Below are 23,682 nucleotides of genomic sequence, written 5' to 3' on the forward strand. Positions count from 1 at the left end.
CCAATCTCCCCTGAGCTTGGGCTTTTTTCATTTGTGCATTGAGGCACCCCGCCTAATGCAGCGCCGGCAGTTGGCAAACCCGCCGCTTGATCCACTCGGACTGCAGGTCCAGCATTTCTGACAGCGTGTCTCTGATGCGTGCTTCCTTTTGCAGGTCGGCAACGATATTGGCCGAGCCGAAATTGAGCAGGCCATCACGCCGCCAGTAAGCCACGCCCAGTTCCGTGTTGAACATGGCCGATTCGCCCGGGGCCCGATAGCCATCGGCGCCGTAGTACCAATTTGCCATGAAAAACTGCCGCCTGCTGGCTATCGCGGGATCCTGCAATGGCAGACCTTGCCCAACCGGGTGTGGCGCCACACCCAGCAAGTGACCAAGCTCCGCCGGAATGTCCACATGCGACGTCGGCGCCATCGAAATCTGGCCCGAGTAAGCGGCATGGGGCGCCACGATCACCAGCGGCACATGCAGTGGGTACGCATCGATCATGCCTACCGGAACGCGCGGATCCTCCTCGGTGGTACGCACGCCGTGGTCGCCAGTCAAGACGATCACGGTGTCGTTGAGCACGCCACTGCTCGCCAGAGCATCGACCAGAGACTCCAGCCAGTCGAGTTGCCGCATCGCCTTGGCGTGACCGCGGTCGGTGATGGTCTTGCCCCAGGCCTCGCTCCAGGGACCGTGGCCTGTCTGCGGGAAGTAGGCGACGGCAAAACGTTGCTTTGCCCGCCCCCATTTGCTCACATCCGCAATCATTTCATTGAGCGCAACGCGATCGGAGCCAATGTCCTTGGATTGCGGCCGCCCCTGGCCGTAATAGACCTTCTCAAACCCGGTCGCCTCGAACACGACCTTGTCCAGTGGCACCTTGCTGAAATAGGGCAGATAGACCGCGGTGTTGACGCCCTGATGGCGCAATGCCCCGAACAAGGTCGGCACGGAGTCGTCCGCAAATCGGTCGGCCATGCAGGTGCCGTAGTACGCGCGCGGCGGATACAGGCCGGCCAAAATCGAGAAATTCGACTCGGCCGAGGCGGGGAAGGTCGAATAGTGATTGGCCCCGATATGGCGCGACGCGCTCAACTTGGCCCATACCGGATGCGCTGGCAAGGGCTTGCGCGTATCCAGAAACTCGATGGATGCCGTCTCCATCACGAACAGCAGCAGGTTGGAGTTGCGCTCCAAGCCCGCAGGGCGCGGGTCTCGTGTGGCACGCGGATGCAATGCGAGTCGCTCGAATGCCGCGTCCAAGTCCTCGTTCCTGGACTTGGCAAAGCGATCACCATCCTGACTATGGCCGGCCAGCGCCGCGGCGGCGTTGAGCATGAAGCTGCGCGTCACCGGCGTGTCGCGCAATGTCGAGCGATAGCCGAGCTGCGCAGCCCCGGCACAACCGATCACGAGCAAGAGCGCCAAACCGCCAAGCCCATGTCCAACGCTGCGGTGGCGCTGCAAGCGCCCGGCAAAGCCAAAGGCCGCAAGCGTCACCATCACCACCAGCGCCAACTTGACCAGGCCCTTGATCGAGATGTAGTAGCGCGCAATGGCCGGATTGGCGATGCCGAAAGAGATCCCATCGATGAGCGACGAGAGGTTCAGGAAGCGTCCGATCTGCCCCCAACTCTGCAAATTGGCATAGAGCAGAAGCAGCACCAACAGGGTGAAGCTGACCACCAGCCTGCGTATCCACTTGCCTCCGAAGTGCCAAGCAAGGGCAATCAAGAGCGGTGTAACGACGCCAAACCAGAGCAGGTCCTGCCGGAACAGGAAGGCAATGTCTGCAGCGTCGCCCTCTGACCCCTGCCGTCCCGAGGCCAGCAGGATCGATTTCATGTACTTGTCATGAATTCGAATCCATACCGAATACAACAAGAAGGCCAGCGCGGGCAGCCAACCAAGCACAGGGACGAAAACCAGCAGCGGCTTGCCTCTCATACCAAAACCTCGACCACGGCCGGATGCCCAAGGAACGCCTGCGGACTGGCGCTGGCCCCGTAGGCACCCGACTGAAAGATCACCACCAGATCATGCTCGCCGGCTGCAGGGAGTTCCATGCGATCGGCCAGCAGATCCAAGGGCGTGCACAGCGGCCCCACCACCGAAACCGTTTCGGTGACAGCACTGCCCTGTTTGTTGCCTATGGTCACCGGATAGTTCTTGCGAATCACCTGGCCGAAATTGCCCGAAGCGGAGAGATGGTGGTTCAAGCCGCCATCCGTCACCAGGAAGACCTGCCCTCGCGACACCTTGCGGTCGAGCACGCGCGTCACATAAATGCCGGCCTCGCCCACCAGATAGCGGCCCAACTCGATCACCAACTCGGCCTGCGGCAGTTCGATGCGCGCGCGGCCGACCAGATCGGCCAGATTGGCCGCAATGGGGGCCAGATCGAGCCGTTGTTCACCCGGGAAATAGGGAATGCCGAAGCCTCCACCCAAGTTCAGAAAGCGCACCGGCGCCGGCGCATACGCCGCCAAGCGGCGCGCCAGCTCGTAGGACTTTTGCTGCGCTTCGCAGATCGACTCGGCGCGCAGATTCTGAGAGCCGGCAAACAGATGGAAGCCCTCGAATGCCAGCCCCGCATTGCCGATCGCAGCCAGCAGTGCAGGCATCTGCTCCACATCGACCCCGAACTGCTTGGGGCCGCCACCCATCTTCATGCCCGAGCCCTTGAGCTCGAAGTCCGGATTGACCCGTACCGCGACCCGGGCGGCCACACCAAGCTCCTGCGACACGCGGGCAAGAATTTCAAGCTCGCGGAACGATTCAACGTTGATCAACACGCCCGCTGCCGTAGCCTGGCGCAGCTCCGACTCGCGTTTGCCAGGGCCGGCAAAGCTGACCTCGCCCACCTTGGCGCCGGCGTCCAGGGCCACCTTCAGTTCCCCGGCCGACGCCACATCGATGCCGTCCACCAGGCGCGCCATCTCAGCCACCAGCGCGGGCATGGGATTGGCCTTCATGGCGAAATGCAGCCGGATTTCGGGCGGCAAGGCAGCGCGCAGCTCGGCAACACGGCGGTGCAGCAGGCCGCGGTCATAGGCATAGAAAGGCGTCTGGCCGACACGGGCGGCCAGACGCGACAAAGGCAAGCCACCGATGCACAACTCCCCATCGACAACAGCGAACTGGGACATGGCTGCGTGCACGGGCAGGCTGCGGGCGGGTTGGTCGGAAGTAGTCATCGGGGCAAGGAACGGGCTAGCCATTCGGTGGAGAGAAGCTTGCGGTCAATCTTCCCATTTGGATTGCGCGGCAATGGGCCGCTGCGCGCGTCGATGCCGCCGGGCACCATATAGGCAGGCATGTGTTTGCGGCACTCCGCCAGCAGGGCGTCGAGGTCCAGCGTGGCACTGCCGCTCGGCGGCGTGGCAATCACCTGGATGGCCTGCCCCAGTTGAGCGTTTTCGACCCCAAAAGCCACACACTCACCCACCAAGCGGGTCGCGTAGAGGATCTCCTCCACCTCACTCGGACTGACGCGATAGCCGGAGGTCTTGATCATCTCGTCGCGACGGCCAATGAAGTACAGATAACCTTCAGCATCCATGCGCACATAGTCGCCGGAATACACCGCGTATTCGGGCAGCATCAAGCCAGACTCGCGCCCCGGCGCCCCTGGCGGCAAGAGCTTGTAGCGCTCGGCCGTCTTCTCTGCATCGTTCCAATAGCCCATGCCGACCAGAGCGCCGCGATGCACGAGCTCGCCAGCTTCGTCGGGGCCACAGGCCGTGCCATCTTCGCGCAGCACCAGGATCTCGGCGTTGGGAATCGCCTTGCCAATCGAGTCAGGCCGCCTGTCCACCTCGTGCGGGGGCAGATAGGTGGACCGAAAGGCCTCGGTCAGGCCGTACATCAGGAAGGGCTTGGCGTGTGGCACGCGCTGGCGAAGCGCATCCAGCGTCTCACGCGGCATGCGCCCTCCGGTATTGGCAAAGTAGCGCAAATGCTCACGGATGCCCGCGGGCCATTCGAGCTGCGCCAACTGGATGTAGAGCGGCGGCACGGCCGTCAGTCCGGTGACGCGTTCGCGCTCCATGGCCTTCAACACGTCGCGCGGCATCAGGTAGTTCAACAGCACCACCCGGGCACCGCTGACGAAGGCAGTGGTCAGCTGGCTGAAGCCGGCATCGAAGGACAGGGGCAGTGCCGCAAGCAGGATGTCCTGGGCGCCGTTTTCCAGATAGCTGGCCACGCTCTTGGCACCCGCCACCATATTGCGATGCGACAGCACGACCCCCTTGGGCTTGCCCGTGCTGCCCGAGGTGTAGAGGATGGCCGCCATATCGGTGTCAATCACGCGGTGCGTCGGGCCGACCGGTGTCTTGAGCAGTTCGGCCCAATCGAGCAAGTTGCCCGCCAGCGCCGACACCGTCGGCGCCGCGGTCAGCACAACCGCGCGCAGGGCGGCGCATTGGCCCAGCTCATCGGCCAGCAAGGCATGCCGCTCGGGTGAGGTCACCAGCACCTGGACATCGCAGTCGCGCAGGATGAAACCCACCTGCTCGGGCTTCAGCAGCGGATTCAAGGGCACGAACACCAGGCCTGCGGCGGGCGCACCGAAGCTGGCCACCACCGTTTCAAAGCGTTTCTCGAGGTAGATGCCCACCCTCGCCCCTCGCGGCAGACCCAACTGCATCAGGCCGGCGGCGAACGCCTGCACCTGCTGGGCCAGCTGCGCGTAGCTCAGGACCTGAGCCTGGTAGCTGAGCGCCACCGCCTCCGGCGTGCGTGCGGCGGTGTGGATGATCAGTTCGTGTAGCAGGATCGTGTCGACAGGCGCGGCGGGCAATGGCTGAGGCATGGAACTCATCGGGTGTGGCGTGCGATGCGCGGAGCACACGAATGTAGCGCAGGCCGGCAACGCCAACCGTGATGGCTTGCTCGCCCCCCTTCAACTGCGGGGCCGGTAGGGGCCGGAACGGGCAACAGCGCGCCGTTAAGATGCGGCGCATCCTGCCTACCGGCCAAATCCAACCATGTCCACCGAACAACAAGTCCTGCAAATCCTTGACGACGTCCTCAGCCTGGGCGGCCGCAGCGCCAGCTTCAACCGCAGCACCGCGCTGCTTGGCGCCATTCCCGAGTTGGATTCGATGGCGGTGGTATCGCTGATCACGGCCCTGGAGGAACAGCTGGGCATTGCGGTGGACGACGATGACATCGATGGCTCGACCTTCGCCACGGTGGGATCCCTGAGCGACTACGTCAGCGCCAAGCTGAGCTGATTCCGGCAAGCCGCCGTTCCTGCGAATTCCTGCGCATGCCAGAAGCCTTCTTCCTTGACGCCCCCGGGGGCGGACAACGGTTCTGCCTGTTTCACAGGGCCGAACGGGCACATGCGCGGGTGCTCTATGTGCACCCGTTCGCAGAGGAGATGAACAAGTCCCGGCGCATGGCCGCTTTGCAGGCGCGCGCCTGGCAGGCCGCAGGAGTCTCGGTGCTGCAGATGGACCTGCTTGGCTGTGGCGACAGCTCGGGCGACTTTGGCGACGCTGCCTGGCCCGACTGGCTCGACGACCTCCAGTTGGCGCGGCACTGGCTGGATGGGCAAGGCAGCGCACCGCTGTACCTCTGGGGTTTGCGGGCCGGTTGCTTGCTGGCCAGCGCGGCAGCCGAGCGCTGGGGCGACGTGAGCGGTCAACTCTGGTGGCAGCCGCCGACCAGCGGCAAGCCCTTGGTCCAGCAATGGCTGAGACTCAAGTTGGCCGGCGCCATGAAGGCCGAGGGCGGCGCCAAACTCGGCCTGGACGATGTCCGCGGCCAATTGCGCGCCGAACAAGTCATCGACATCGCCGGCTATCGCTGCCGGGCAGCCTTGCTCGATGGCTTGGAGCAGGCCAGGCTATCGGCCCCGACGGGCGGGCGGCTCGGATGGTTTGAGTTGTCCCGTGCCAACCCGCCGGCATTGCTGCCGGGCAGCCAACAAACCATGGCAGACTGGGCCGCCGAGCCGGGGGCGGCCGCCCTGCATGCCGAGGCTGTGAATGGCCCAGCGTTCTGGCAGAGCGCCGAAATCGAGCTGGCGCCGCAATTGTTGGCGCGATCGGTCGACTGGCTGAAATGCCCGTGACGGCGCACGGAACCCTATGCGACGACTGAAGATCTGGATGATGCTGATTTGTCGCGCCCTAGGGCTGTTTGCCCTGGCGCGCCGCTGCACGGCCAGCAATCCCAAGATCCTTTGCTATCACGGCTTTGAACTCTGCGATGAAGCATCGTTCAGACCCAAGCTCTTCATCAGTCCGGCCTTGTTCGAGCAGCGCCTCGCCAGCCTGCACCGGCTGGGTTACCGCGTCGTCACGCTCAACGAGGCGGTCGACAAGCTGGCGTCGGGGCGGGTCGAAAAGGACACGGTGGTGATCACCGTGGACGACGGCTTTTGCAGCTTCTATTCGCTCGCGCTGCCGGCCCTCAAGCGCTACGGCTACCCCTCGACGGTCTACGTCACCAGCTATTACGTGGAAAAGCATGCGCCGGTGTATCGCCTGCTGTTGCAGTACATGTTCTGGAAGGCAAAGCCCAGCACCATCAGCGTCAGCGGCTTGCCAGGCATCGCCCCCCAGCAGGTCGATCTGGCCGATGCCCAACAGGCCGAAGGCCTGATGTGGGCCTGCATCGAGCAGGGCGAGCAACGTTGTGACGAGGCCGGGCGCCAGGCATTGAGCATGGAGCTCGGTCGCCTGCTTGGCCTGGACATGGCCGCCATCGGCAAGCAAGGGCTGATGCTGCTGATGACGCCTGAGCAACTGCGCGAGTTGCCGCATGGCGGCGTTGACATCGAGTTGCACACCCACAGGCACCGCTTTCCGGTCGACCAGCGCGAAGTCGCCGAGGCCGAATTGCGCGACAACCGCGCGGCCCTGGCTCGCTGGCTGGGCAGCGATTGGCAGCCGCGGCACTTCTGCTATCCCAGCGGCGAGTGGCACCAGCGTCAATGGGCCTGGCTGGATGGCATGGACATCGCAAGCTCCACCACCTGCGAGCCCGGCTTGAACAGCGCCAGCACGCCTCGCCACGCCCTGCACCGGTTTCTCGATGGCGAGGACGTGCACGAGGTCGAGTTCGAGGCCGCGCTATGCGGCTTCGCGGACTTGATACGGCTGGGCATAGGCAGGCGGAAGGTGTCGGGCTATGACTGAAAACGACGCGCTGTTCCGCGAGCATGCGCTGCAGTGGCGCGTCGGCACAGACCAGGCGATCGGCGTGCTCAGCACCCCCATGACCACGGCGCAGCCCGGCAAGCTCGGCGTGCTGATCGTGGTGGGCGGGCCGCAATACCGGGCGGGCAGTCACCGGCAGTTCACGCTGCTGGCACGCCGCCTGGCCAGTGCCGGCATCGCGGCACTGCGCTTTGACGCGCGCGGCATGGGCGACAGCTCGGGCGATGCGCGCCCGTTTGACGCCCTGGACGATGACATCGCGGCCGCCCTGCAGGCCATGCAGGCAGCGCTGCCACAGCTGGAACGCTGGGTGCTCTGGGGCCTGTGCGATGCGGCCTCGGCCAGCCTGCTCTATGTGCAGCGCCGCCACGATCGTCGCATCGCCGGCGTCTGCCTGCTCAACCCATGGGTCAGGTCAGCGCAGAGCCAGGCGCGCACGCGCGTCAAGCACTACTACCTGCAGCGCCTGCGCGAGCGCTCGTTCTGGAGCAAGCTGCTGAGCGGCAAGGTCGCTGCTGGCGCCCTGCTGGAACTGGCGCGCTCGCTACGCCTGGCCCAGACGAAAACCGCCCGAACGGCGGGCGCGCCCATGGGTTCGTTCCAGGAGCAGATGCTTGCCGGCCTGCACGGATTCAATGGTCCGGTATTGCTGATCTTGAGCGGAGACGACTACACCGCCAAGGAGTTTCTTGAGTACGCGGCACAGCGCCCGCCCTGGCTTGAGCAACTGGCACGGCCGAATCTCACCAGAATCGATGTGGCCGGTGCCGACCACACCTTTTCGAACCATGGCAGCCACTTGCAGGCTGAAGATGCACTGCTGTGCTGGATTGCCGCCCTGACCGATGCCGGACAGTGCCAGTCCGGGCCATCTCTTCATTCCTTACCAGAAGGCTCATGATGCGCTCCACGATCTCGGCTCCCGGTTTACGTACTGGTACGCCTTCAGCCCGGCTGGCCGCCCTGCTCTGCTGGGCCACGCTGCTGGCGGTCCCCGGACTGGTGCAGGCGCAAGCGCAGGGTTGCGACCTCACAGCCAGGCACGGGGCCGGGCCGTTTGACTATCGCTACGAACACCAGATGCTGCCCATCGTCGAGCTGCGTCACTTCACGCCCAAGGTCGAGGCCTTGCTTGCAGGTGAGAGCACCTCGCGCCCTGCACCAGACATCGACTACACGCTCAACAAATTCCCCAACCACCATCGCGCGCTGATTTCCCTGATCAAGCTGGGTCAGAAGATGAAGACCCACCACGTCGACGGCATGCGCTACTCGATCGAGTGCTTCTTCGATCGCGCCGTGTACTTCCGCGCGGACGACACCATCGTCAGGGTTCTCTATTCGCAGTATCTGGGTGCTGCGGGGCGGCAAGCGGATGCTGTACGGCAGCTGGAACTCGCGGCCAAGCGCGCCGGCGATAGCGGCTTCAGCCACTTCAACATCGGCATGGGCTTCTTTGACCTGAAGGAGTACGAACAGGCATTGCAACAAGCCCATGAGGCGCTACGGCTCGGCTTCGAGCGCCCGGAGCTGATGGACCGACTGAAAAGCGTCGGCAAGTGGCAGGAACCGCCCGCCCATGCTGCAGAGTCCGCGGCTAGTGCCGCCAGCGCCGCCTCCGCACCCGCGTCCTCAGCATCGCAATGAGCCAGGCCAGCCCCACCACGCCCGGCGCGCATGCCTCGGGCCGCAGCTACCAATACGCACAGCCGCCGGCGATTGTGGTGGGCGCGTGCGGCCACGGCCTGGCACTGGTGCGCGCCCTCAACGAAGGCAGCGTGCCGGTGCTGATGTTGGAGTCCGACCTGCTCTTGCCAGGCGTACGCACGCGCCTGGCGGAACTGGTGCCCATTGAGGACATCAACGGTCCAGCCCTCGTCGAGGCCCTGCTGAACTTGCGCCAGCACATTCGCTGCCCAGGCAATCCCGTGCTCTTCCTGACCAATGACACCATGGTCCGCACCGTCGGTCACGGCTGGGGAAGACTGGCGGGCAGCTATGCGCTCAGCTGGGGAGCCGCCGCGGAACGCCTGCTGCCCTTGTTGGACAAGGTGGCTCTGGAGGCACATTGCGACCGGGTCGGTGTGGCCTACCCGAATACCCTGGTGCTGCGCAACGCGGCCGAGGCCGAGGCCGCCGCCAGGGCGATCGGTTTCCCCATCATCGTCAAGCCCTCACGCCCGCTCTCGCGCTTCAAGACGGCCTTACCGCAATCCGTGGGCGAGTTGCTCGGCTTGTTCGAGCGCTTCCCGAGCGACCTGCCCTTCCTGGTGCAACGCTTCATACCCGGCGATGACCGCAGCATCCACTTCTGCGCCTTGTATCTGGATCGTGGCCAGGTACTGGCACGCTTCGACGGTCACAAGCTCAGGTCCCGACCGATGGGCCATACCTCGATCGCCGAGGCACTGGTCGATCAAGCGGTGTATGAGCAGACATTGCGCTTCTTCGCACCGCTGCAGTTGAGCGGGCCGGTATCGCTGGAATTGAAGAGAGATCAGGCCGGGGCGCTTTGGGTGATAGAACCCACCGTGGGGCGAACCGACTTCTGGATCGGCCTCTGCACGGTCAACGGCGTCAACATCCCCTTGCTTGAGTACTGCCACCAGGCCGGCAGATCCATGCCGGACCTGCGGCAGCGCGACGTCGCTGTCTGGTTCAACGAAGACCGAGATCCCATCGGTCGGCTCTGGTTGGGTTGGATCCTGCGCCTCATGCGAGGTCGGCGTGCCAGCTATCTGTTCCTTCATCGCGACGACCCCGGTCCATCGCTCGCCTTCCTGAAGGAATTCCTGCGTGAGTTCGGCACCGCGGTTTGGCGCGGCCTGGGCAAACGCCTGGGCAGGTTGCGCGCATGAGCCGAAATCCTGCTTGGCACGGTGCCCGCTGGCCATGAGCGCACACGACGTTGATATGGCAGCTTGCCCATCCTGGGCCAGCATCGACAGCTTGCGCACCAGTGCGGCGGGCGAGCGCCTGGCCGCAGCGGCCCAGGGCAGCGTCTTTGAGAGCCTCGCCTGGTTTGACAACCTAGCGCAAACCTGTGCTGCCACCGCCAGGGGGCAGCTGCTGGTGGGCGCGGGCGAGCATGCCACCGTGCTGCCGCTGCGGCGACTGAGCTTCGCTCGCCTGGAATCGCTGTCAAACTTCTACACGGCACTCTACGGCCCGATCACCACGGAAGGCGCGGATTCCGTGCGCCATGCCAAGGGCATCGCCGCTGCGCTGGATGCGCATGGATTCGGCACGCTGAGACTGCATCCGATTGGTGCCGAACGCCCGTTCTGGGCCGCGTTGACAGCGGAACTGGTGCAGCGCGGTTATTGGGTAGACCGCTATTTCGCTTTTTGGAACTGGTACTTGCCGGCAGCCGGGAAAAGCTGGGCGCAATATCTGGAGCAGCGCCCCTCGCGCCTGCGACACACCATACAGCGCAGCCGCAGGCGGCTTGAAAAGACGCCGGGCTACCAGATCCAGCTCAGCAATGCCGACACCGACGCGGCTTGCGTGGCTGAGTTGGTGCGCGACTTCCACACCGTGTACGCGCATAGCTGGAAGCGCCCCGAACCCTTCCCCGACTTCATTCCCGGGCTGTGCGCCTTCGCGCACCGCCTGGGCCAGTTGCGACTGGGCATCAGCTATCTGGACGGCAAGCCCGTTGCTGCCCAGATCTGGCTGCACAGCTCTGGCACAAGCTCCATCTTCAAACTGGCTTACGACGAGCGCTATGCGCGCCACGGCGTGGGCACGGCTCTGACCGCCGCGCTGTTCGAGCAGGCGCTGGATCAAGACCTGGCGCGAGAAATCGATTTCCTCGTGGGCGACGAGAGCTACAAGGCCGAATGGATGTCCGGCAGGCGGGCACGGCAAGGCTTGATTGTCTTCAATCCCCGTTCACTCATCGGACTGACAGCGGCGGCTCGGCACTACGGCGCCCAGCGCCTTCGAGCCTGGATGACGGCTGGCACTGATCGTCAGGAAAAGCGTTAGCTGGACCCCGAATCACAAATCGCAAGGAGCATTCTGATGTTGTTTGAAGGCACTGCTGCCATCGGCTTACTGGCATTGGCTATTGTTCCCACGGCCGCGCTAGCGCTGCTGTACCACAAGCTTTCGTCAGCCATCGACCGGCTGTCCAAGCAACTTCCCAAGGTCAGCGACAACTTGTTCACGCAGCTGGAAGCACTCGCAGCACTGCGGCAGGACCTGAACCTGGCGCAGGCCTTACCATCGACCCGAGGCTGGGCCGCATCGCCGGATGTGCTGCGGATGCTGATGCAACGTGCGCTTGAGCAAGGCCCCGATTGCATCGTTGAATGCAGCAGTGGCGTCAGCACCTTGGTGCTGGCGCGCTGCGTTCAGCTCAATGGGCGTGGTCATATCTACAGCCTGGAGCACGACGCGAAGTATGCGCAAAAGACCCGGCAATTGCTGCTCAAGCATGGCCTGGCCGAGCACGCCACAGTGATTGACGCGCCACTGCAGAGGTATGAGCTGAACAACTGGCAGGGTGACTGGTACTCCTTGGCAGGCCTGCCGAGCGATCTACGCATCAATATGCTGGTGATTGACGGGCCGCCGTGGTTTGTCGCTCATGCGGCAAGGTACCCAGCGGTTCCGCTGCTCATGGACCGCCTGGCAAGCGGCGCGGAGATCTACTTGGATGATGCCGATCGCGAGGAAGAACAATTGGCGGTCGCGCGCTGGCTGAACGAGTACGGGCAATTGAAGAAGCTGCAAGTCCCCGCTTGCGAGAAAGGCTGCGCCGGCCTGACCGTGGCATCACCATAACGAGTAGATGGCGTGGCGCCCAACCGAGCTGGAGACGATTCTTGTTGACGAAAATAGCCGGAGCGTTGCTTGCGCTCCTGACCCTGCTCAGCTGCATGCCCGCGTCGGCCATCGACGACCGCAAGGTCAGCGTCATATTCCGTTATGACGACTATTCGGCGCAGGACCCCGATGGGCTGGATGAGAAGGTGCTGCAAGCCTTCCGGCGCCGACACATCCCGGTCACGATCGGCGTCATTCCCTGTCTGGTTGACGGGGATATGCATGACATTGCCGAACGCCCCTGTACAGAATTGAGCGCCGCGCGCGCCGCCCCTTTGCGCAAGGGCCAGGCCGATGGCTTGGTCGATGTTGGCTTGCACGGCTGGCGCCATCAGCGGCACGACGAACATGCCGCAGCCTCAGAGTTTGCCGGTATGCCCTACGAGGAGCAGAGCAAACGAATCATGCAGGGGCGCAGGCTGCTGGAGGGGCTGATGGGCAGACCGATTGACCTATTCATCCCGCCTTGGAATAGCTATGACCGCACAACCCTCAAGGTGCTGGCGGATCAGGGTTTCCAGCTTATTTCGGGCAGCCGTTTGGGGGAATCGGATCCTAGCCTGCCCTTGAAATATGTGCCCATGACGGTGAAGGGTCTGGCCAATGTCAAGACCGCCGTGCAAGCGCTCAGCCAGTCCGCTGAAGAGCAGGCAATCATGGTGGTGATGTTTCACCTCTATGACTTTAAGGAACGCCGCAGACGCACCGGCGAGCTCACGCTCGCCGAGTTCGAAGCCATGCTCGACTGGCTGCAGGCGCGCAAGGATGTTGAGCTGCTCACCATCAGCCAGCTCGCTGACCGCGACATAGAGCTGGGGTCAACCAGGCTCGCGCGTGCCCGCGTCGACCAGCTGGCAGGCCGATTGCTGCCCGACCAACTTCGCCCTGACGCAGCTCCGTACAGCTATCCAGAGCGCGCCTCGTTTGTGATCGGCCCTGTTGCCGCGCTTGGCTATTACGTGCTGCAGCTTGCGGTCATCAGCATGCTTGCCTTTGCATGCACGAACCGCTTGCAGCGTGTCTTTCGATTGGGTATCCGGCACATGGTGCCCATCTGCCTGGCATCGTTTGGCTTGTTCGCGCTGCTGATGCACAAAGACTCCAGCATGGGCTTTCGTACCGAACTGATGGCGCCAGCGGCGCTCGGCCTCAGCACCGGGCTGATGTTCGCACTCTGGCGTCAGCATAGGCAAAGGGCAAGCGTGCAAGCGATGCCATTGACGGAACGACTGCCAACGGGCTGGACAAGCAAGAGGCATCAGATGGGTTTCGACGGCACCCGGCCTGGCGATCTCTAGGTTCGATTGAGGCCTGGCAGGTCGCCAATTGAATGCACAGAGGAATGCCCGTTCAGCGGTACGCTGCCAGCGTCGAGTCAATTTCGCTGACGCCCGACTTCAGCAGGTTGTTGGTCGGCCGCCAGGCGTCGGCATAGATCCATTCGCGCATGCGCTCGCCGCGCGTCTGCAGCTGTACCTGAGGCACGCCGCCGCCCGTGCCGGCCGAACTGGCAAAGCTTAGGCGCACGGTGGCTGGTTCGGCGGGCTCGGCCAGCAGCCGGGCCTGCAACCCCTCGACCCATCGATCAATCGACGCCGCCTCTGCGGGCAGCCTGACCATCGGGACTGACGCCCAATCAAGCGTGCGCTTCGCATACAGAAAGCTCACCAGGGAACGGGTGCCCCACAGGCTGCTCGCCGGCCCGCTGTAGGCATCGAGCCAACGCAAGTCGTCTGCGAATACGCCCTGCGTAGGACGCCCCGCAGCCAGCCCGCCCTCGGCGATGAAGTATCGCCAGTTGAGCAAATAGGCCCGTTTGGCGACGCCCGGCGCCACCACCTCGGGAGCTTCGAGGGCACAGGCCAGCAAAGGCGTGCTGGCCGCAAAGCGATAGCAGAGGCTACGCCCGAACAGGGGCAGGCCGGTGGGGGTGAACAGGCATTGGTACCAGTCGCAAAACTCACGCAGGGCCGCCGCGCCAAAGCCGGCCAGTCGCGCCGTTACGGGCATCTGGCGCAACCAGAACAGCGGGTAGTGAAAGCCCCAGGCGTTGTAGAAGTCGACGTCTCCCTTGGGCCCATCCACAAAACAACCGTCGCTGCGGGCAAACTCGCGAATGCGTGTCAATCTCGCGGCGCTGCTGAAGCGGTGCTGTGGATCCAATTCAGCGAGCACGGCGTCGATCAACACCACAAACAAGTGCCAGTTGTTGTCCGCAGTCTCGCGCCCCACGGCTTGGCGCAGCCAGGCGAGCAACAACTCCCGCTTCGCCCCGTCTAGCGTTGCCCAGAGGTCGTCGCGCAGCAGCCAGAGCGCCAGCGCCACATCGGCGGCCTCGCAGATCAGCGTGCTGCGATCGCCGATCTGCCCCCAGTAGTCACTCGAATGCGGGTCAAAGGCGAGCGCCAAAGTCTGGCGTAGATGGGCGCGCATCTGCGCAGCTAGGCGGGGCGCCGCGCCAGGGCTGGTGACATAGGCGGCCCACACCGGCATGAGGCGGCTGACACCCTCGATGGCATCGTTGCGCGCGCCGTAAATGCTGGGGTGGCCGGGATAGTAGGCAAGCGTCCCACCCCGCACCGAATAGTGCCGCTGCGCGGCCCAGAAATAGGCCACCAGCTCATCCGACAAGGCCGACGCGTCGTCACCCAGGTCCGCCGCGCGCGCGACCATGGCTGCGTCGCCTTGCCGATAGGGCCGGCGCATGCGCAGCAGCCGCTGCAGGCGCTGCCACTGAAAGCGCCCCAGCTTCGCAAGCTCAGCGCTTGAGGGCATGGGCCGGCATCCTGTCCTGGAACCAACGCAGATAGCTCAACAGCAGGAGTTTGTAGGCGCCGCGATGGCTGCGTCGATGTCGCAGCGCGAGCCGGAACGCCGCCGCCGCCTCGCGAAACCAGCCGGCCTGATAGAGCTCATAGCCATGGCCGTACCAGCTCTTGGCAAGAATGGTGTCCAACTGCTGCTGGCTGATTTCCCGGCCAAGCTGATCACGCCGGCCGTACTTCTTCAGCGCGGCGCCGATGATCTCGGCGCGGAAGTTGCGCACAAAGGGTTTGTTGGTGATGCTCTGCGGGTTCTGACGGTAAAAGGCGTAGAGATTGTCGAGCTGGGCCATCGGCGTCACGTGCAGCAGTTGCAGCCAGAAGTCGAAGTCCTGCCCGCGCCGATAGTCGCGGTTGAACTTGATGCTGCGCATCGCTTCGCGCGTTACCAGCAAGGTGTCGATGTGATAAATCGAGGTCTCGATCAGGCGCAAATAGGTCCAGCCACTCTTCTGCGGGTCGAACACGGCCTCCTCCTGGTACTCCAACCGGTCGGCCTCGTCCAGGGTGTAGTCATCCGGCACCGCCAGGAAGCGGCCGCACACCGCCTGATACTCGGTCTGCGAACGAAGATAGGCGACTTGCTGCTTGAGCCGATGCGGCGCCCACAGGTCGTCGCCGTCGTTGAACGCGATGTATTCGCCGCGCGCCAGCTCTACACCCAGATTGCGCGCTACGGCCGAACCGCTGTTGTCCTGGCGCACATACTTCACCGCGTCGCCGAAGGCACGCACGCGCTCCGCCGTTTCGTCGGTGCTGCCATCGTCAACGACGATCAATTCCAGCGCTGGGTAGTCCTGCCGCAAGATGCTGCTCAGGCAGGCGCCGATATGTTGAGCGCCGTTGTAGACGGGTACGACGACGGAAACCAGGGGCCATGCGTTCATGATGAGGGGCTGAGTTTGCGCGGTTGATTTGTGGGTCAGTGCTGCCGCAACGCCCTGCCCAATCCGGGCAGCTTGGCGAGCAGAATGCGCACGAGATTGGGGCCGAAACACAAGATCGACCCAGGATCGTCACGCGCCACGCGACGCAGGGCCGCGAGGTCGATATGCACACCGCTCTTGAGCAGGTGCAGGATGGTGCCGACCATCGAGTAGCGCGACTTCTGCAGCTGCGCCCGCATATAGGCGCGCTGCTGCGCGTCGACCGGCAGACGACGCAGGATCAAGCGCGACAACCGGATGTAGTTGCAGACCAGATTGAGCGAACGCGCCGATCCCCAGCCTGCGCTGTCGAAGATATTGACGCCCACGCCCTCAACCGCCCCCACCGTCGTAGAAAAGCCGACGCGCTTGGCGCGCAATGCCAGCTCGAGCTTGAAATAGCGATCCTGGCCATTGAAGAGCTCGGCGTTGAAGCGCAAATCGGGCGCGCAGGCGCGGCGGTAGGCCAGGGTCGAGGTGCTGATGACGCCACTGCTGCGCAGGGCGAAATCAAAGAAGTCGCCGCGATAGGCGTGCAAGCCCGTGGCGGCATCCAGGCATTCATGCTCGGCCGCCAGCAGCTGTCGCCCCGAGGCGGTCGGCCATTCGAAGCGCGTGCCCTCTTTGCCATAGCGCTGGCTGTTCGCAAAAAACATCTCGCAGCCGGCGGCCATCGCCGCCGCTGCCTGGCTCAGAAAGTCCGGGGTCCAGACATCGTCGGAATCGAGAAAAGCCACCAGATCGGTATCGGGCTCGACCAGACCGAGCGCATGATTGCGCGCCGCACCCGGGCCGCTATTGGGCTGGCGCACCACCTTGATCCCGGCGTACTGTGCCATCAGGTCGGCCAACTCCTCGCTGGCAGCGATGGGCGCGCCGTCGTCCACGACGATCACCGTCAGCACATGCCCGCCGGACTGCGCCAACACCGAGCGAACGGCGGCCGTCAACAGGCCGACCTGGCGTTGAAAGAAGGGGATGACAACCGCCACCTTCAGGGCATGCATGGCAAATTCCTTCTCATCGTGCGCTGTCGGGCAGGCGCGCGCGCGCCGCCAAGGCGTGCAACTCCGCGGCATAAACGGCGGTGAACAGGTACCAGGGCGAGCCCGCCTGACGGCCCAGCAACTCCTGCAGCAGCTTTGGCAGCAGGAATCCAAGCCTCAGGGCGCGCCGATGGCGCCCCAGCCCGGCCATCAGATAGCGAGCGAATTCGCGCCGCGCACCATCGTAGTAACGGCAATCGGCCGGCGACAGCGTGGCCACCAGCGTCTTGTCCTCGTAGGGGACGTCGGCATACTCCGGATAGCTGGCCTTGATGGTGGCGTTGTGCAAACGCCCGCCCTGCGTCCATTCGAGTGGCAGTGCCATCAGGAAGTCGAACAGCTGATGATCCAGATAGGGGCAGTGCACGGTCGCCACGCTGGACTGGATGGCGTATGGGATCGAGGCAATACAGCGCCGCGTGCGATTCCAGAACAGATAGGAGCGCAGCGGGTTGGCGCGCTGCTGGTGGCGCTCCAGCTCTTTGACCATGCGCGCAACTGCCAATTCGAAGTGCTGCTCGGCCAGCACGGCGGCAGGCAGTACCTTTGCGAGCACGGCCTCGTGGCGCGTCTCGCTGAGCAACTGCACGGCAAGTTCACGCAACTGATTGGCCTGGAACAGCCGTGCCTTGCCGGCGTCCTGCATATGGCCGGCCGACAAGATGTCGCCCGCCAGGCCGTCGTAGCTCAGGCTTGCCGTGCGCGCCAGTTCGGCCGCCAGCGGCATCGACCAGCCGTGGCCGCCACCGCAGTAACTCGTCAGCTGAATGTCCTTGCGCACCGCCTGGAAGAACGACGCAGGCTTGTCGATGACGTGATGCCTCAGCCCCAAGCGTTCGCACAGCAGGCCGGCAATGCGCGCGTCTTCATTGGTGGCGGGGGGGCGGTACTTGACGGTCAGGCAGGCCTGCGGCATTGCGCCCTGGCGCACCAGTTCGAGCAGGATGTGGCGCGAGTCGCGCCCGCCGCTGAGCGGCACGGTGAACGCTTCGCCATGCGGTAGCCGTTTTGAGACGGCGGCCGCGAACAGCTCGCCATAGCGCGCGATGGCGCCATCGAAGTCGGCGGGAAGCTCCTGAACCAGCCTGGGCTCGATGCCGCGCGACTGCAGATCCAACCGCCCCGCCTCCCACACCAAGGTGGCGCCGGGCGGCAGAAAGTGCACATCCTCGAACGGTGTGTCCTCACCGACAAAATGTCCGAGCCGGTGCAGCACGGCCAGTGCGGCGGCGTTGGGCCGGCGCGCCGAATTGCCTTGCAGCACCGCCGCCAGCGAGGGCGAGAGCCAGATTTCGTCGCCCACCGCCGAGTAGAACAGCGGATAGACACCGAAACGATCGTTGCGCACGGTCAGGCGCTGCCCATCCCAGCGCCACTCGAGAAACACCCCTTCGTCACCCGCGTCGTCGCCCAAACGGCGCCCCAGGCTGCATTCGGCTTGACCATGCACCAGCACCCCATCCGGGCGCCATTGCAGGCCCAGATAGGGACGCGCATCGCGGTCGCAGTCCAGCCAGCGCCCCTGCGGATCACCGAAATACTCTGTCATCGGCACCATAAGGACCTCGAACGATCAACAGCCAAATGCAAACGTCGCGGCAGCATCTCAAACCCAGCGCTTAGGCAGCGCGACGAGGCGCTGCACCTCGGCATAGACCGGATGCCCGAGCACGCGCAGACCCAGCAACCAGCCAAGCAAGGCCGTCGCCCCGCCGGCCAGGAGCAGCAGCAGGGCATGCCCTGACAGGAACGGGACATGCGATGCGGACATCGCCAGCAGCAGCGGCATGCACACAGCGAATGGAACCAAGGCCAAGCCACGCCAGATGCCGCGCAGGAAGCCGAGGCCGCTCAGTCCGAAGGCCTGCTTCAGCGCCCATTGCGAAAGCAGGGCTTCCACGGCATGCGCGATCAGCAGCAGCCAGACCACCTGATGCAGGTCGAGCCAGATCGACGTGAGCAGAGCCGCCACACGCACCGTCTGCGAAATCAACTCCGTGCGCAGGCATAGTGCGGCGCGGCCGGCTGCGGTCAACGACAGCGTGAACAGCGAATAGGGCGCGGTCAGCATGGAGGCCAGGCAGTACACCTGCGCAATCGGCACCGATCGAGCCCACTGCTCGCCGAACACGAACAGGATGAGCGGTTCGGCGAGACTGGCCAGCACGGCCAGGGCCGGCAACGTGACCGCGATCAGGTAGGCGCTGGCCTGGGTGTACAGATGTGCGGCGTCGCCGCCCTGCCGCAGGCTGCTGGCAAAGGTCGGGAAATGCACGCTGCGCACCATGCTTTCAATGCGCTCGATGGCCATCTTTTGCAGGCCGACACCGCGGCTGAAGATGGCCACCTCGACAAAACCCAAGGTACGCCCGAACACCAGGTCCGGCGCGCTGGAACCGATCTGGCGCACCACCGAGCCGACGCTGACCAAGGAACCGAACTTGAGCACATCGCTCAAGCCACGCAGCGTCGGCAGCACAAAGGTCTCGCCGGGGCGCAGGAAATTCAGAAAGCTGGTCTTGAACACATGCATCGCGATCGAGCCCCAGGCCATGCTGAGGTAGCTGGCGCCATGCATGGCAGCGGCGATGGTCACGCCCGTCTGCACCACCGCGCCCAGCACGGTCGCCCAGGCCAGTTTGCCGAACTGCAACTCGCGCCTCAGCACCGACAGCAGCGGGGCGCCAAACGGCATGATGAGGAAGTTCACCGCCAGCATCGCCAGCACTTCGCCGATACCCGGATGCCCGTAAAGGGCGGCCATAGGTCGACTGATCAGAAACAGCAGCGCGGCAATCAGCCAGGAGCTGCCAATACTCACCGTCACCGCGGCCCGAAACTGTTCCTTGCCGAGCACGGGCGCCTGCACCAGATACTGACCGACGCCAAACTCGCGGAAGATGTGCGCAAAGCCGAGCACCGATACCGCCACCGAAAACACACCGATCTCGTCCGGGCGCAGCAGGCGCGACACGATCACGACGTTGGCGAAACCCAGAACGAAGGTCACTGCTTCGGACAGGCCAGCGATTCCCAACGCTCTACGCACCACCATTCACAGCCCTTTTCTTGCTCCCCCCATGGGATCGCGCATTATGGGTCAATGACTTCCCCGGCCTGGCTCGACTGCGCCACAAGCCACGCATTCAGGGGGCGCCGCAGGGCCGGCGATGCAGAATAATTCACGGGCTTGGCCGGGCCAGCAACATAAACTCCGCGCAGCGCATTTACCCGCCTGCCGCCGCATGGCCGGCTGCGCATTCAAATTACCGCCCCTGCATTTCCAACATGATATTGACGCCCCTGGCTACTGGATTCCCGCGTTTTGCCAATCAGGACTGGGACGCCATCGCCAAGCGCGACGGGGCCGCCGCGGCCTGGGCAAAGATGGCCGAGCATGGCGATCTGCCCAAGCTGCTTGCGCAGGTGGGGGGTGACTTTGCCGTGGGCTTGCGCGACTCGCTTGGCCGCACCTGGCTGGCGGTGGACCGTTTTGCGCAACGCACGCTGTGCTACCGCGTCGATGGCGACGAACTGCGCTTCGCCGAGCGCGCCGATGCCCTCGCGGGAGGCGATGAACGCATCAGCGCCCAGGCGGTTTTCGACTACCTGTATTTCCACAACATCCCTTCGCCTGGCACCATTTACCAGCAGGTACATAGGCTGCCACCCGGCCACTATGCGCTGTTCGACCAGGGCAAGCTGACGGTGGCGCCGTACTGGACGCCGGCCTTCACGGAACCGCGCGGCGCCTCGTTCGACGCCTTGCGCGATGAATTCAGGGAGCTGCTCAAACGTGCCGTGCAACAGCAGCTGGACGGCAGCAAACCGGCCTGTTTCCTGAGCGGCGGCACCGACAGCTCCACGGTGGCCGGCATGATGAGCGAGCTGGGCGTCGGTCAGGTATCTGGCTATTCAATCGGCTTCGATGCCCAGGGCTATGACGAGATGGAGTACGCGCGACTGGCGGCGCGGCGCTTCGGCACCTCGCATCACGAGTACTACGTGACGCCGGCTGACCTGCTGCGCAGCATTCCCGCGGTGGCCCAGCATTTTGACCAGCCCTTCGGTAACTCGTCCGCCCTGCCCGCCTACTACTGCGCCAAGATGGCGCGCGAGGATGGCGTCACGCGCCTGCTCGCCGGCGATGGCGGCGACGAGCTGTTCGGCGGCAACTCGCGCTATGCCAAGCAACGCGTGTTCGGTCTGTACGAGCATGTGCCGGCACTCGTCAGGAAGGGGCTGATGGAGCCCTTGCTGGGCACCGGCGCCGCCTCCGCGCTGGCGCTGACGCGCAAGGCCAAGAGCTACGTGGAGCAGGCTCGCATGCCGATGCCCGATCGACTGCAGCTCTACAACCTGATCATGCGGCTTGGCCCGTCCGAGGTGCTGGACGACGGCTTCCTGCGCCATGTCGACCTGCAGGCCCCGCTACGACTACAGCAACAGGTATGGCAGCAAGCCGGCCAATGCCACGCATTGAATCGCGAACTGGCCTATGACTGGCGTTTCACCCTGGCCGAGAGCGATTTGCCCAAGGTGAATGGCGCCACCAGCATGGCAGGCGTGAGCGTTGGATTCCCACTGCTGGACCAGGGCTTGCTCGACTTTTCGCTCAGGCTGCCGCTCGACTACAAGCTCAGGGGCCATCAGCTGCGCTGGTTCTTCAAGGAGGCATTGCGTGGTTTCCTGCCGGACGAAATCATCAGCAAGAAGAAGCATGGCTTCGGGCTGCCCTTCGGTGTGTGGACCACGCGCACACCGGCTTTGCTGGCGCTGGCGCGCGACTCGCTGCACGGCCTGGCCGGACGCGGCGTGCTTAGATCCGACTTCGTCAAGCCCTTGCTGGAGCAGCGGCTGCACGAACACCCGGGCTATTACGGCGAGATGGTCTGGATCCTGATGATGCTGGAGCAATGGCTGCAGGCCAAGGCGCCACATTGCCGCTTCAACTGAGCCGGATGACGGGCCGCATGAACGTCTATCTGACTTTTGACATCGAGGTCTGGTGCAATGGCTGGGAGAACCTCGACCAGGCTTTTCCCGGCAGCTTTGAGCGCTATGTCTACGGTCGCTCGGCGCACGGCGAATACGCGTTGCCAGAAACCTTGGCGATCCTGAATCGCCACGGGCTGCTCGGCGTGTTCTTCGTCGAGCCGCTGTTTGCGGCGCGCTTTGGCCTGCCGGCGCTGCAGACCATCGTCCGCTTGATACGCGAGGCCGGCCATGAGATCCAACTGCATCTGCATCCGGAATGGACCGACGAGGCCCGCGACCCCATCATCGCGGACTGCAAGCACAAGCGGCAGCACCTGTGCTATTACAGCCTGGACGAACAGGTGGCCTTGATCGCCCGCGGACGCGAGTTGCTGGAGGCAGCTGGCAGCGGCCCCTTGACGGCATTCCGGGCGGGCAGTTTTGCCGTCAACCGCGACAGTTATGCCGCGCTGCGGCGCAATGGCCTCATGCTGGATACCAGCTTGAATCGTTGCCATGCGGTGAGCGGCGCTGATCTGGGCAGTGACTGGTCATCGGACTCGCCCTTCATCATCGACGGCGTCAGCACCTATCCGGTGACGGTGTTCAAGGACGGCTTTGGCAGGCTGAGGCCGGCGCAGGTCGGTGCCTGCAGCGCCAGCGAGATGCGCGAAGCACTCGCGACGGCCGCCGACGCAGGCCACGCCGCCTTCGTGATCGTGTCGCACAACTTCGAGATGCTCAAGGCGGGCAGCAGCGAACCCGATTGGATCGTGGCGCGCCGCTTCGAGGCCTTGTGCGCCCATCTCGCCGCACACCCGGAGCGCTACACCGTGCGTGGTTTTGCCAAGGATATGGAACTGGGCACAGCCTCGGTGGCGACGCATGACGCTAGGCCCCATGCGCAAATGCTCAGCACCGCGCAGCGCCATATCGAGCAGTTGCAGCGGCGCCTGCACTTCTGAGGACGGACCGGATGAACGAATGGAAGTCCTCGAACGTGTGGCTGCGACTGCGGCTGGGTGACCTCACCCTGGCCAGCTTTCGCCTGCCCATGCAGGTCAGGCAGGAGCGCCTCGGCAGCAACCCGGATCCATCGTCCGCCTTGCGGCAGGATGCCTCGCAGATCCCTGCGGGCAGCCAGGGTCTGCTGATTCGCGGCCTGCCCATCAACGCCAGCCTGCCAACCCTGTCCAAGCAGGGTGAGCTGCTCTGCTACGCGCCGCTGCAGTACCAGCATTGCCACGTTGACCTGGGCCTGGGTTGGGACGCCTATACCCAGCGCTTCTCATCCAAGACGCGCTCTACCATCCAGCGCAAGGTGAGGAAGTTCACCGAGCATGGCGGCGGCGCCCTCGAATGGAAGGTTTATACCCGTCCGACGGAGATGGCCGAGTTTCTGCAGCATGCCCGGCAGGTCTCCAAACAGACCTATCAGGAACGATTGCTGGACGTGGGCATCCCGGGCTCGGAGGAATTCACGCGCGAGGTGCAGCGCCTGGCGGAGGCCGACCGCGTGCGTGCCTTTGTGCTGTTCGACCGGCAGCGCCCCGTGTCCTACCTCTACTGTCCTGCCGAGCAGGACGCGTTGATTTACGCCTATCTGGGCTATGAGCCGAGTTATGCGAGCCTGTCGGCCGGGACGGTGCTGCAATGGCTGGCGCTGGAGTACTTGATGAACGAAGCGCGCTTCAAGTACTTTGATTTCACCGAGGGCCAGTCGGAACACAAGCGCCTGTTCGCAACGCATCAACGGCAATGCGCCAACGTCTACTTCCTGCGCGACAGCCTGCGCAACAGGCTGGTGGTGCATGCCCACAAGGCCACCAACACATGCTCGGCGGCATTGGGCCGCGCGCTGCAGCGAGCCGGCCTCAAGGCCAAGCTCAAACGCTGGATCCGCCGCTGAACGCT

20 protein-coding genes are annotated in these 23,682 nt (G+C 64.3%); 12 read left to right on the forward strand and 8 right to left on the reverse strand.

Annotation, left to right across the window (positions count from 1 at the left end; translation table 11 throughout):
• Nucleotides 1–52: 52 nt before the first annotated feature.
• Genes WG898_RS17600 through WG898_RS17610 form a run of 3 tightly spaced genes read right to left on the reverse strand, consistent with a single transcriptional unit; the run spans nt 53 to nt 4,814 of the window.
• Nucleotides 53–1,936 carry a sulfatase-like hydrolase/transferase gene (locus WG898_RS17600; RefSeq protein WP_339604094.1) on the reverse strand — a complete coding sequence of 628 codons (1,884 nt, stop codon included), beginning with the start codon at nt 1,934–1,936 and terminating at the stop codon, nt 53–55.
• The gene (locus WG898_RS17605; RefSeq protein WP_444718965.1) at nt 1,933–3,186 is read right to left on the reverse strand and encodes a pyridoxal-dependent decarboxylase, exosortase A system-associated; all 1,254 of its coding nucleotides are present in this window, start codon (nt 3,184–3,186) and stop codon (nt 1,933–1,935) included. Before WG898_RS17605 ends, WG898_RS17600 begins: the two co-directional genes overlap by 4 nt.
• Complete coding sequence (locus WG898_RS17610) at nt 3,183–4,814, reverse strand: acyl-CoA ligase (AMP-forming), exosortase A system-associated (protein WP_444718966.1); 1,632 nt, start codon at nt 4,812–4,814, stop codon at nt 3,183–3,185. The genes WG898_RS17605 and WG898_RS17610 overlap by 4 nt, the downstream gene beginning before the upstream one ends.
• 166 nt (nt 4,815–4,980) lie before the next feature.
• Here WG898_RS17610 and WG898_RS17615 point away from each other — a divergent pair, with 166 nt between their 5' ends.
• The 9 genes from WG898_RS17615 to WG898_RS17655 all read left to right on the forward strand — a co-directional run bounded on the left by WG898_RS17615 (nt 4,981) and on the right by WG898_RS17655 (nt 13,295).
• A complete protein-coding gene (locus tag WG898_RS17615) occupies nt 4,981–5,229 on the forward strand; it encodes an acyl carrier protein (RefSeq protein WP_339604097.1) in 249 nt (82 codons plus the stop codon).
• Nucleotides 5,230–5,264: 35 nt separating this feature from the next.
• On the forward strand, nt 5,265–6,074 hold the full coding sequence (locus tag WG898_RS17620) for a hydrolase 2, exosortase A system-associated (protein WP_339604098.1): 810 nt from the start codon (nt 5,265–5,267) through the stop codon (nt 6,072–6,074).
• Between the two features lie 37 nt (nt 6,075–6,111).
• A complete protein-coding gene (locus WG898_RS17625) occupies nt 6,112–7,143 on the forward strand; it encodes a polysaccharide deacetylase family protein (RefSeq protein WP_339604099.1) in 1,032 nt (343 codons plus the stop codon).
• On the forward strand, nt 7,136–8,065 hold the full coding sequence (locus WG898_RS17630) for a hydrolase 1, exosortase A system-associated (protein WP_339604100.1): 930 nt from the start codon (nt 7,136–7,138) through the stop codon (nt 8,063–8,065). Before WG898_RS17625 ends, WG898_RS17630 begins: the two co-directional genes overlap by 8 nt.
• A complete protein-coding gene (locus tag WG898_RS17635) occupies nt 8,062–8,811 on the forward strand; it encodes an ABC transporter permease (RefSeq protein WP_339604101.1) in 750 nt (249 codons plus the stop codon). Before WG898_RS17630 ends, WG898_RS17635 begins: the two co-directional genes overlap by 4 nt.
• 107 nt (nt 8,812–8,918) lie before the next feature.
• The gene (locus WG898_RS17640) at nt 8,919–10,022 is read left to right on the forward strand and encodes a hypothetical protein (RefSeq protein WP_339604102.1); all 1,104 of its coding nucleotides are present in this window, start codon (nt 8,919–8,921) and stop codon (nt 10,020–10,022) included.
• A 34-nt stretch (nt 10,023–10,056) separates the two neighbouring features.
• Nucleotides 10,057–11,154, forward strand: coding sequence for a GNAT family N-acetyltransferase (locus tag WG898_RS17645; RefSeq protein WP_339604103.1), 1,098 nt, complete (start codon nt 10,057–10,059; stop codon nt 11,152–11,154).
• 36 nt (nt 11,155–11,190) lie between these two features.
• A complete protein-coding gene (locus WG898_RS17650; RefSeq protein WP_339604104.1) occupies nt 11,191–11,955 on the forward strand; it encodes a class I SAM-dependent methyltransferase in 765 nt (254 codons plus the stop codon).
• 41 nt (nt 11,956–11,996) lie between these two features.
• Nucleotides 11,997–13,295, forward strand: coding sequence for a DUF2334 domain-containing protein (locus tag WG898_RS17655; RefSeq protein ID WP_339604105.1), 1,299 nt, complete (start codon nt 11,997–11,999; stop codon nt 13,293–13,295).
• Nucleotides 13,296–13,347: 52 nt separating this feature from the next.
• On the opposite strand, the gene WG898_RS17660 is transcribed toward WG898_RS17655, so the two are convergent.
• Genes WG898_RS17660 through WG898_RS17680 form a run of 5 tightly spaced genes read right to left on the reverse strand, consistent with a single transcriptional unit; the run spans nt 13,348 to nt 19,846 of the window.
• Complete coding sequence (locus WG898_RS17660; RefSeq protein ID WP_339604106.1) at nt 13,348–14,772, reverse strand: DUF2264 domain-containing protein; 1,425 nt, start codon at nt 14,770–14,772, stop codon at nt 13,348–13,350.
• The gene (locus tag WG898_RS17665) at nt 14,756–15,817 is read right to left on the reverse strand and encodes a glycosyltransferase family 2 protein (protein WP_339604107.1); all 1,062 of its coding nucleotides are present in this window, start codon (nt 15,815–15,817) and stop codon (nt 14,756–14,758) included. The genes WG898_RS17660 and WG898_RS17665 overlap by 17 nt, the downstream gene beginning before the upstream one ends.
• A complete protein-coding gene (locus tag WG898_RS17670) occupies nt 15,742–16,752 on the reverse strand; it encodes a glycosyltransferase (protein WP_339604108.1) in 1,011 nt (336 codons plus the stop codon). Before WG898_RS17670 ends, WG898_RS17665 begins: the two co-directional genes overlap by 76 nt.
• A gap of 13 nt (nt 16,753–16,765) precedes the next feature.
• Nucleotides 16,766–18,349: an asparagine synthase-related protein gene (locus WG898_RS17675; protein ID WP_339604109.1), complete on the reverse strand. Its 1,584-nt coding sequence runs from the start codon at nt 18,347–18,349 to the stop codon at nt 16,766–16,768.
• A 48-nt stretch (nt 18,350–18,397) separates the two neighbouring features.
• The gene (locus WG898_RS17680; RefSeq protein ID WP_339604110.1) at nt 18,398–19,846 is read right to left on the reverse strand and encodes an oligosaccharide flippase family protein; all 1,449 of its coding nucleotides are present in this window, start codon (nt 19,844–19,846) and stop codon (nt 18,398–18,400) included.
• A 233-nt stretch (nt 19,847–20,079) separates the two neighbouring features.
• Here WG898_RS17680 and WG898_RS17685 point away from each other — a divergent pair, with 233 nt between their 5' ends.
• From WG898_RS17685 to WG898_RS17695, 3 genes are read left to right on the forward strand one after another with little or no spacing between them, the layout of a single operon-like run.
• On the forward strand, nt 20,080–21,747 hold the full coding sequence (locus WG898_RS17685; protein WP_339604111.1) for an asparagine synthetase B family protein: 1,668 nt from the start codon (nt 20,080–20,082) through the stop codon (nt 21,745–21,747).
• Nucleotides 21,748–21,764: 17 nt separating this feature from the next.
• Entirely contained in the window at nt 21,765–22,733 is a 969-nt protein-coding gene (locus WG898_RS17690; protein ID WP_339604112.1) for a polysaccharide deacetylase family protein, read from the forward strand.
• A gap of 11 nt (nt 22,734–22,744) precedes the next feature.
• On the forward strand, nt 22,745–23,677 hold the full coding sequence (locus WG898_RS17695; protein ID WP_339604113.1) for a GNAT family N-acetyltransferase: 933 nt from the start codon (nt 22,745–22,747) through the stop codon (nt 23,675–23,677).
• The last annotated feature ends 5 nt before the right edge of the window (nt 23,678–23,682 follow it).

It is taken from the genome of Paucibacter soli, from assembly GCF_037482845.1.
Lineage (GTDB): Bacteria > Pseudomonadota > Gammaproteobacteria > Burkholderiales > Burkholderiaceae_C > Paucibacter_B > Paucibacter_B soli.

Excerpts from the sequence above, each read along its gene's own strand:
- WG898_RS17630 (WP_339604100.1), top strand. The coding sequence starts at position 7,136 with ATGACTGAAAACGACGCGCTGTTCCGCGAGCATGCGCTGCAGTGGCGC.
- WG898_RS17660 (WP_339604106.1), bottom strand. The coding sequence starts at position 14,772 with ATGCCCTCAAGCGCTGAGCTTGCGAAGCTGGGGCGCTTTCAGTGGCAG.
- WG898_RS17605 (WP_444718965.1), bottom strand. The coding sequence starts at position 3,186 with ATGACTACTTCCGACCAACCCGCCCGCAGCCTGCCCGTGCACGCAGCC.
- WG898_RS17625 (WP_339604099.1), top strand. The coding sequence starts at position 6,112 with ATGATGCTGATTTGTCGCGCCCTAGGGCTGTTTGCCCTGGCGCGCCGC.
- WG898_RS17680 (WP_339604110.1), bottom strand. The coding sequence starts at position 19,846 with ATGGTGGTGCGTAGAGCGTTGGGAATCGCTGGCCTGTCCGAAGCAGTG.
- WG898_RS17600 (WP_339604094.1), bottom strand. The coding sequence starts at position 1,936 with ATGAGAGGCAAGCCGCTGCTGGTTTTCGTCCCTGTGCTTGGTTGGCTG.
- WG898_RS17685 (WP_339604111.1), top strand. The coding sequence starts at position 20,080 with ATGATATTGACGCCCCTGGCTACTGGATTCCCGCGTTTTGCCAATCAG.
- WG898_RS17635 (WP_339604101.1), top strand. The coding sequence starts at position 8,062 with ATGATGCGCTCCACGATCTCGGCTCCCGGTTTACGTACTGGTACGCCT.
- WG898_RS17610 (WP_444718966.1), bottom strand. The coding sequence starts at position 4,814 with ATGAGTTCCATGCCTCAGCCATTGCCCGCCGCGCCTGTCGACACGATC.
- WG898_RS17690 (WP_339604112.1), top strand. The coding sequence starts at position 21,765 with ATGAACGTCTATCTGACTTTTGACATCGAGGTCTGGTGCAATGGCTGG.
- WG898_RS17675 (WP_339604109.1), bottom strand. The coding sequence starts at position 18,349 with ATGGTGCCGATGACAGAGTATTTCGGTGATCCGCAGGGGCGCTGGCTG.
- WG898_RS17650 (WP_339604104.1), top strand. The coding sequence starts at position 11,191 with ATGTTGTTTGAAGGCACTGCTGCCATCGGCTTACTGGCATTGGCTATT.
- WG898_RS17615 (WP_339604097.1), top strand. The coding sequence starts at position 4,981 with ATGTCCACCGAACAACAAGTCCTGCAAATCCTTGACGACGTCCTCAGC.
- WG898_RS17620 (WP_339604098.1), top strand. The coding sequence starts at position 5,265 with ATGCCAGAAGCCTTCTTCCTTGACGCCCCCGGGGGCGGACAACGGTTC.
- WG898_RS17645 (WP_339604103.1), top strand. The coding sequence starts at position 10,057 with ATGAGCGCACACGACGTTGATATGGCAGCTTGCCCATCCTGGGCCAGC.
- WG898_RS17695 (WP_339604113.1), top strand. The coding sequence starts at position 22,745 with ATGAACGAATGGAAGTCCTCGAACGTGTGGCTGCGACTGCGGCTGGGT.
- WG898_RS17670 (WP_339604108.1), bottom strand. The coding sequence starts at position 16,752 with ATGCATGCCCTGAAGGTGGCGGTTGTCATCCCCTTCTTTCAACGCCAG.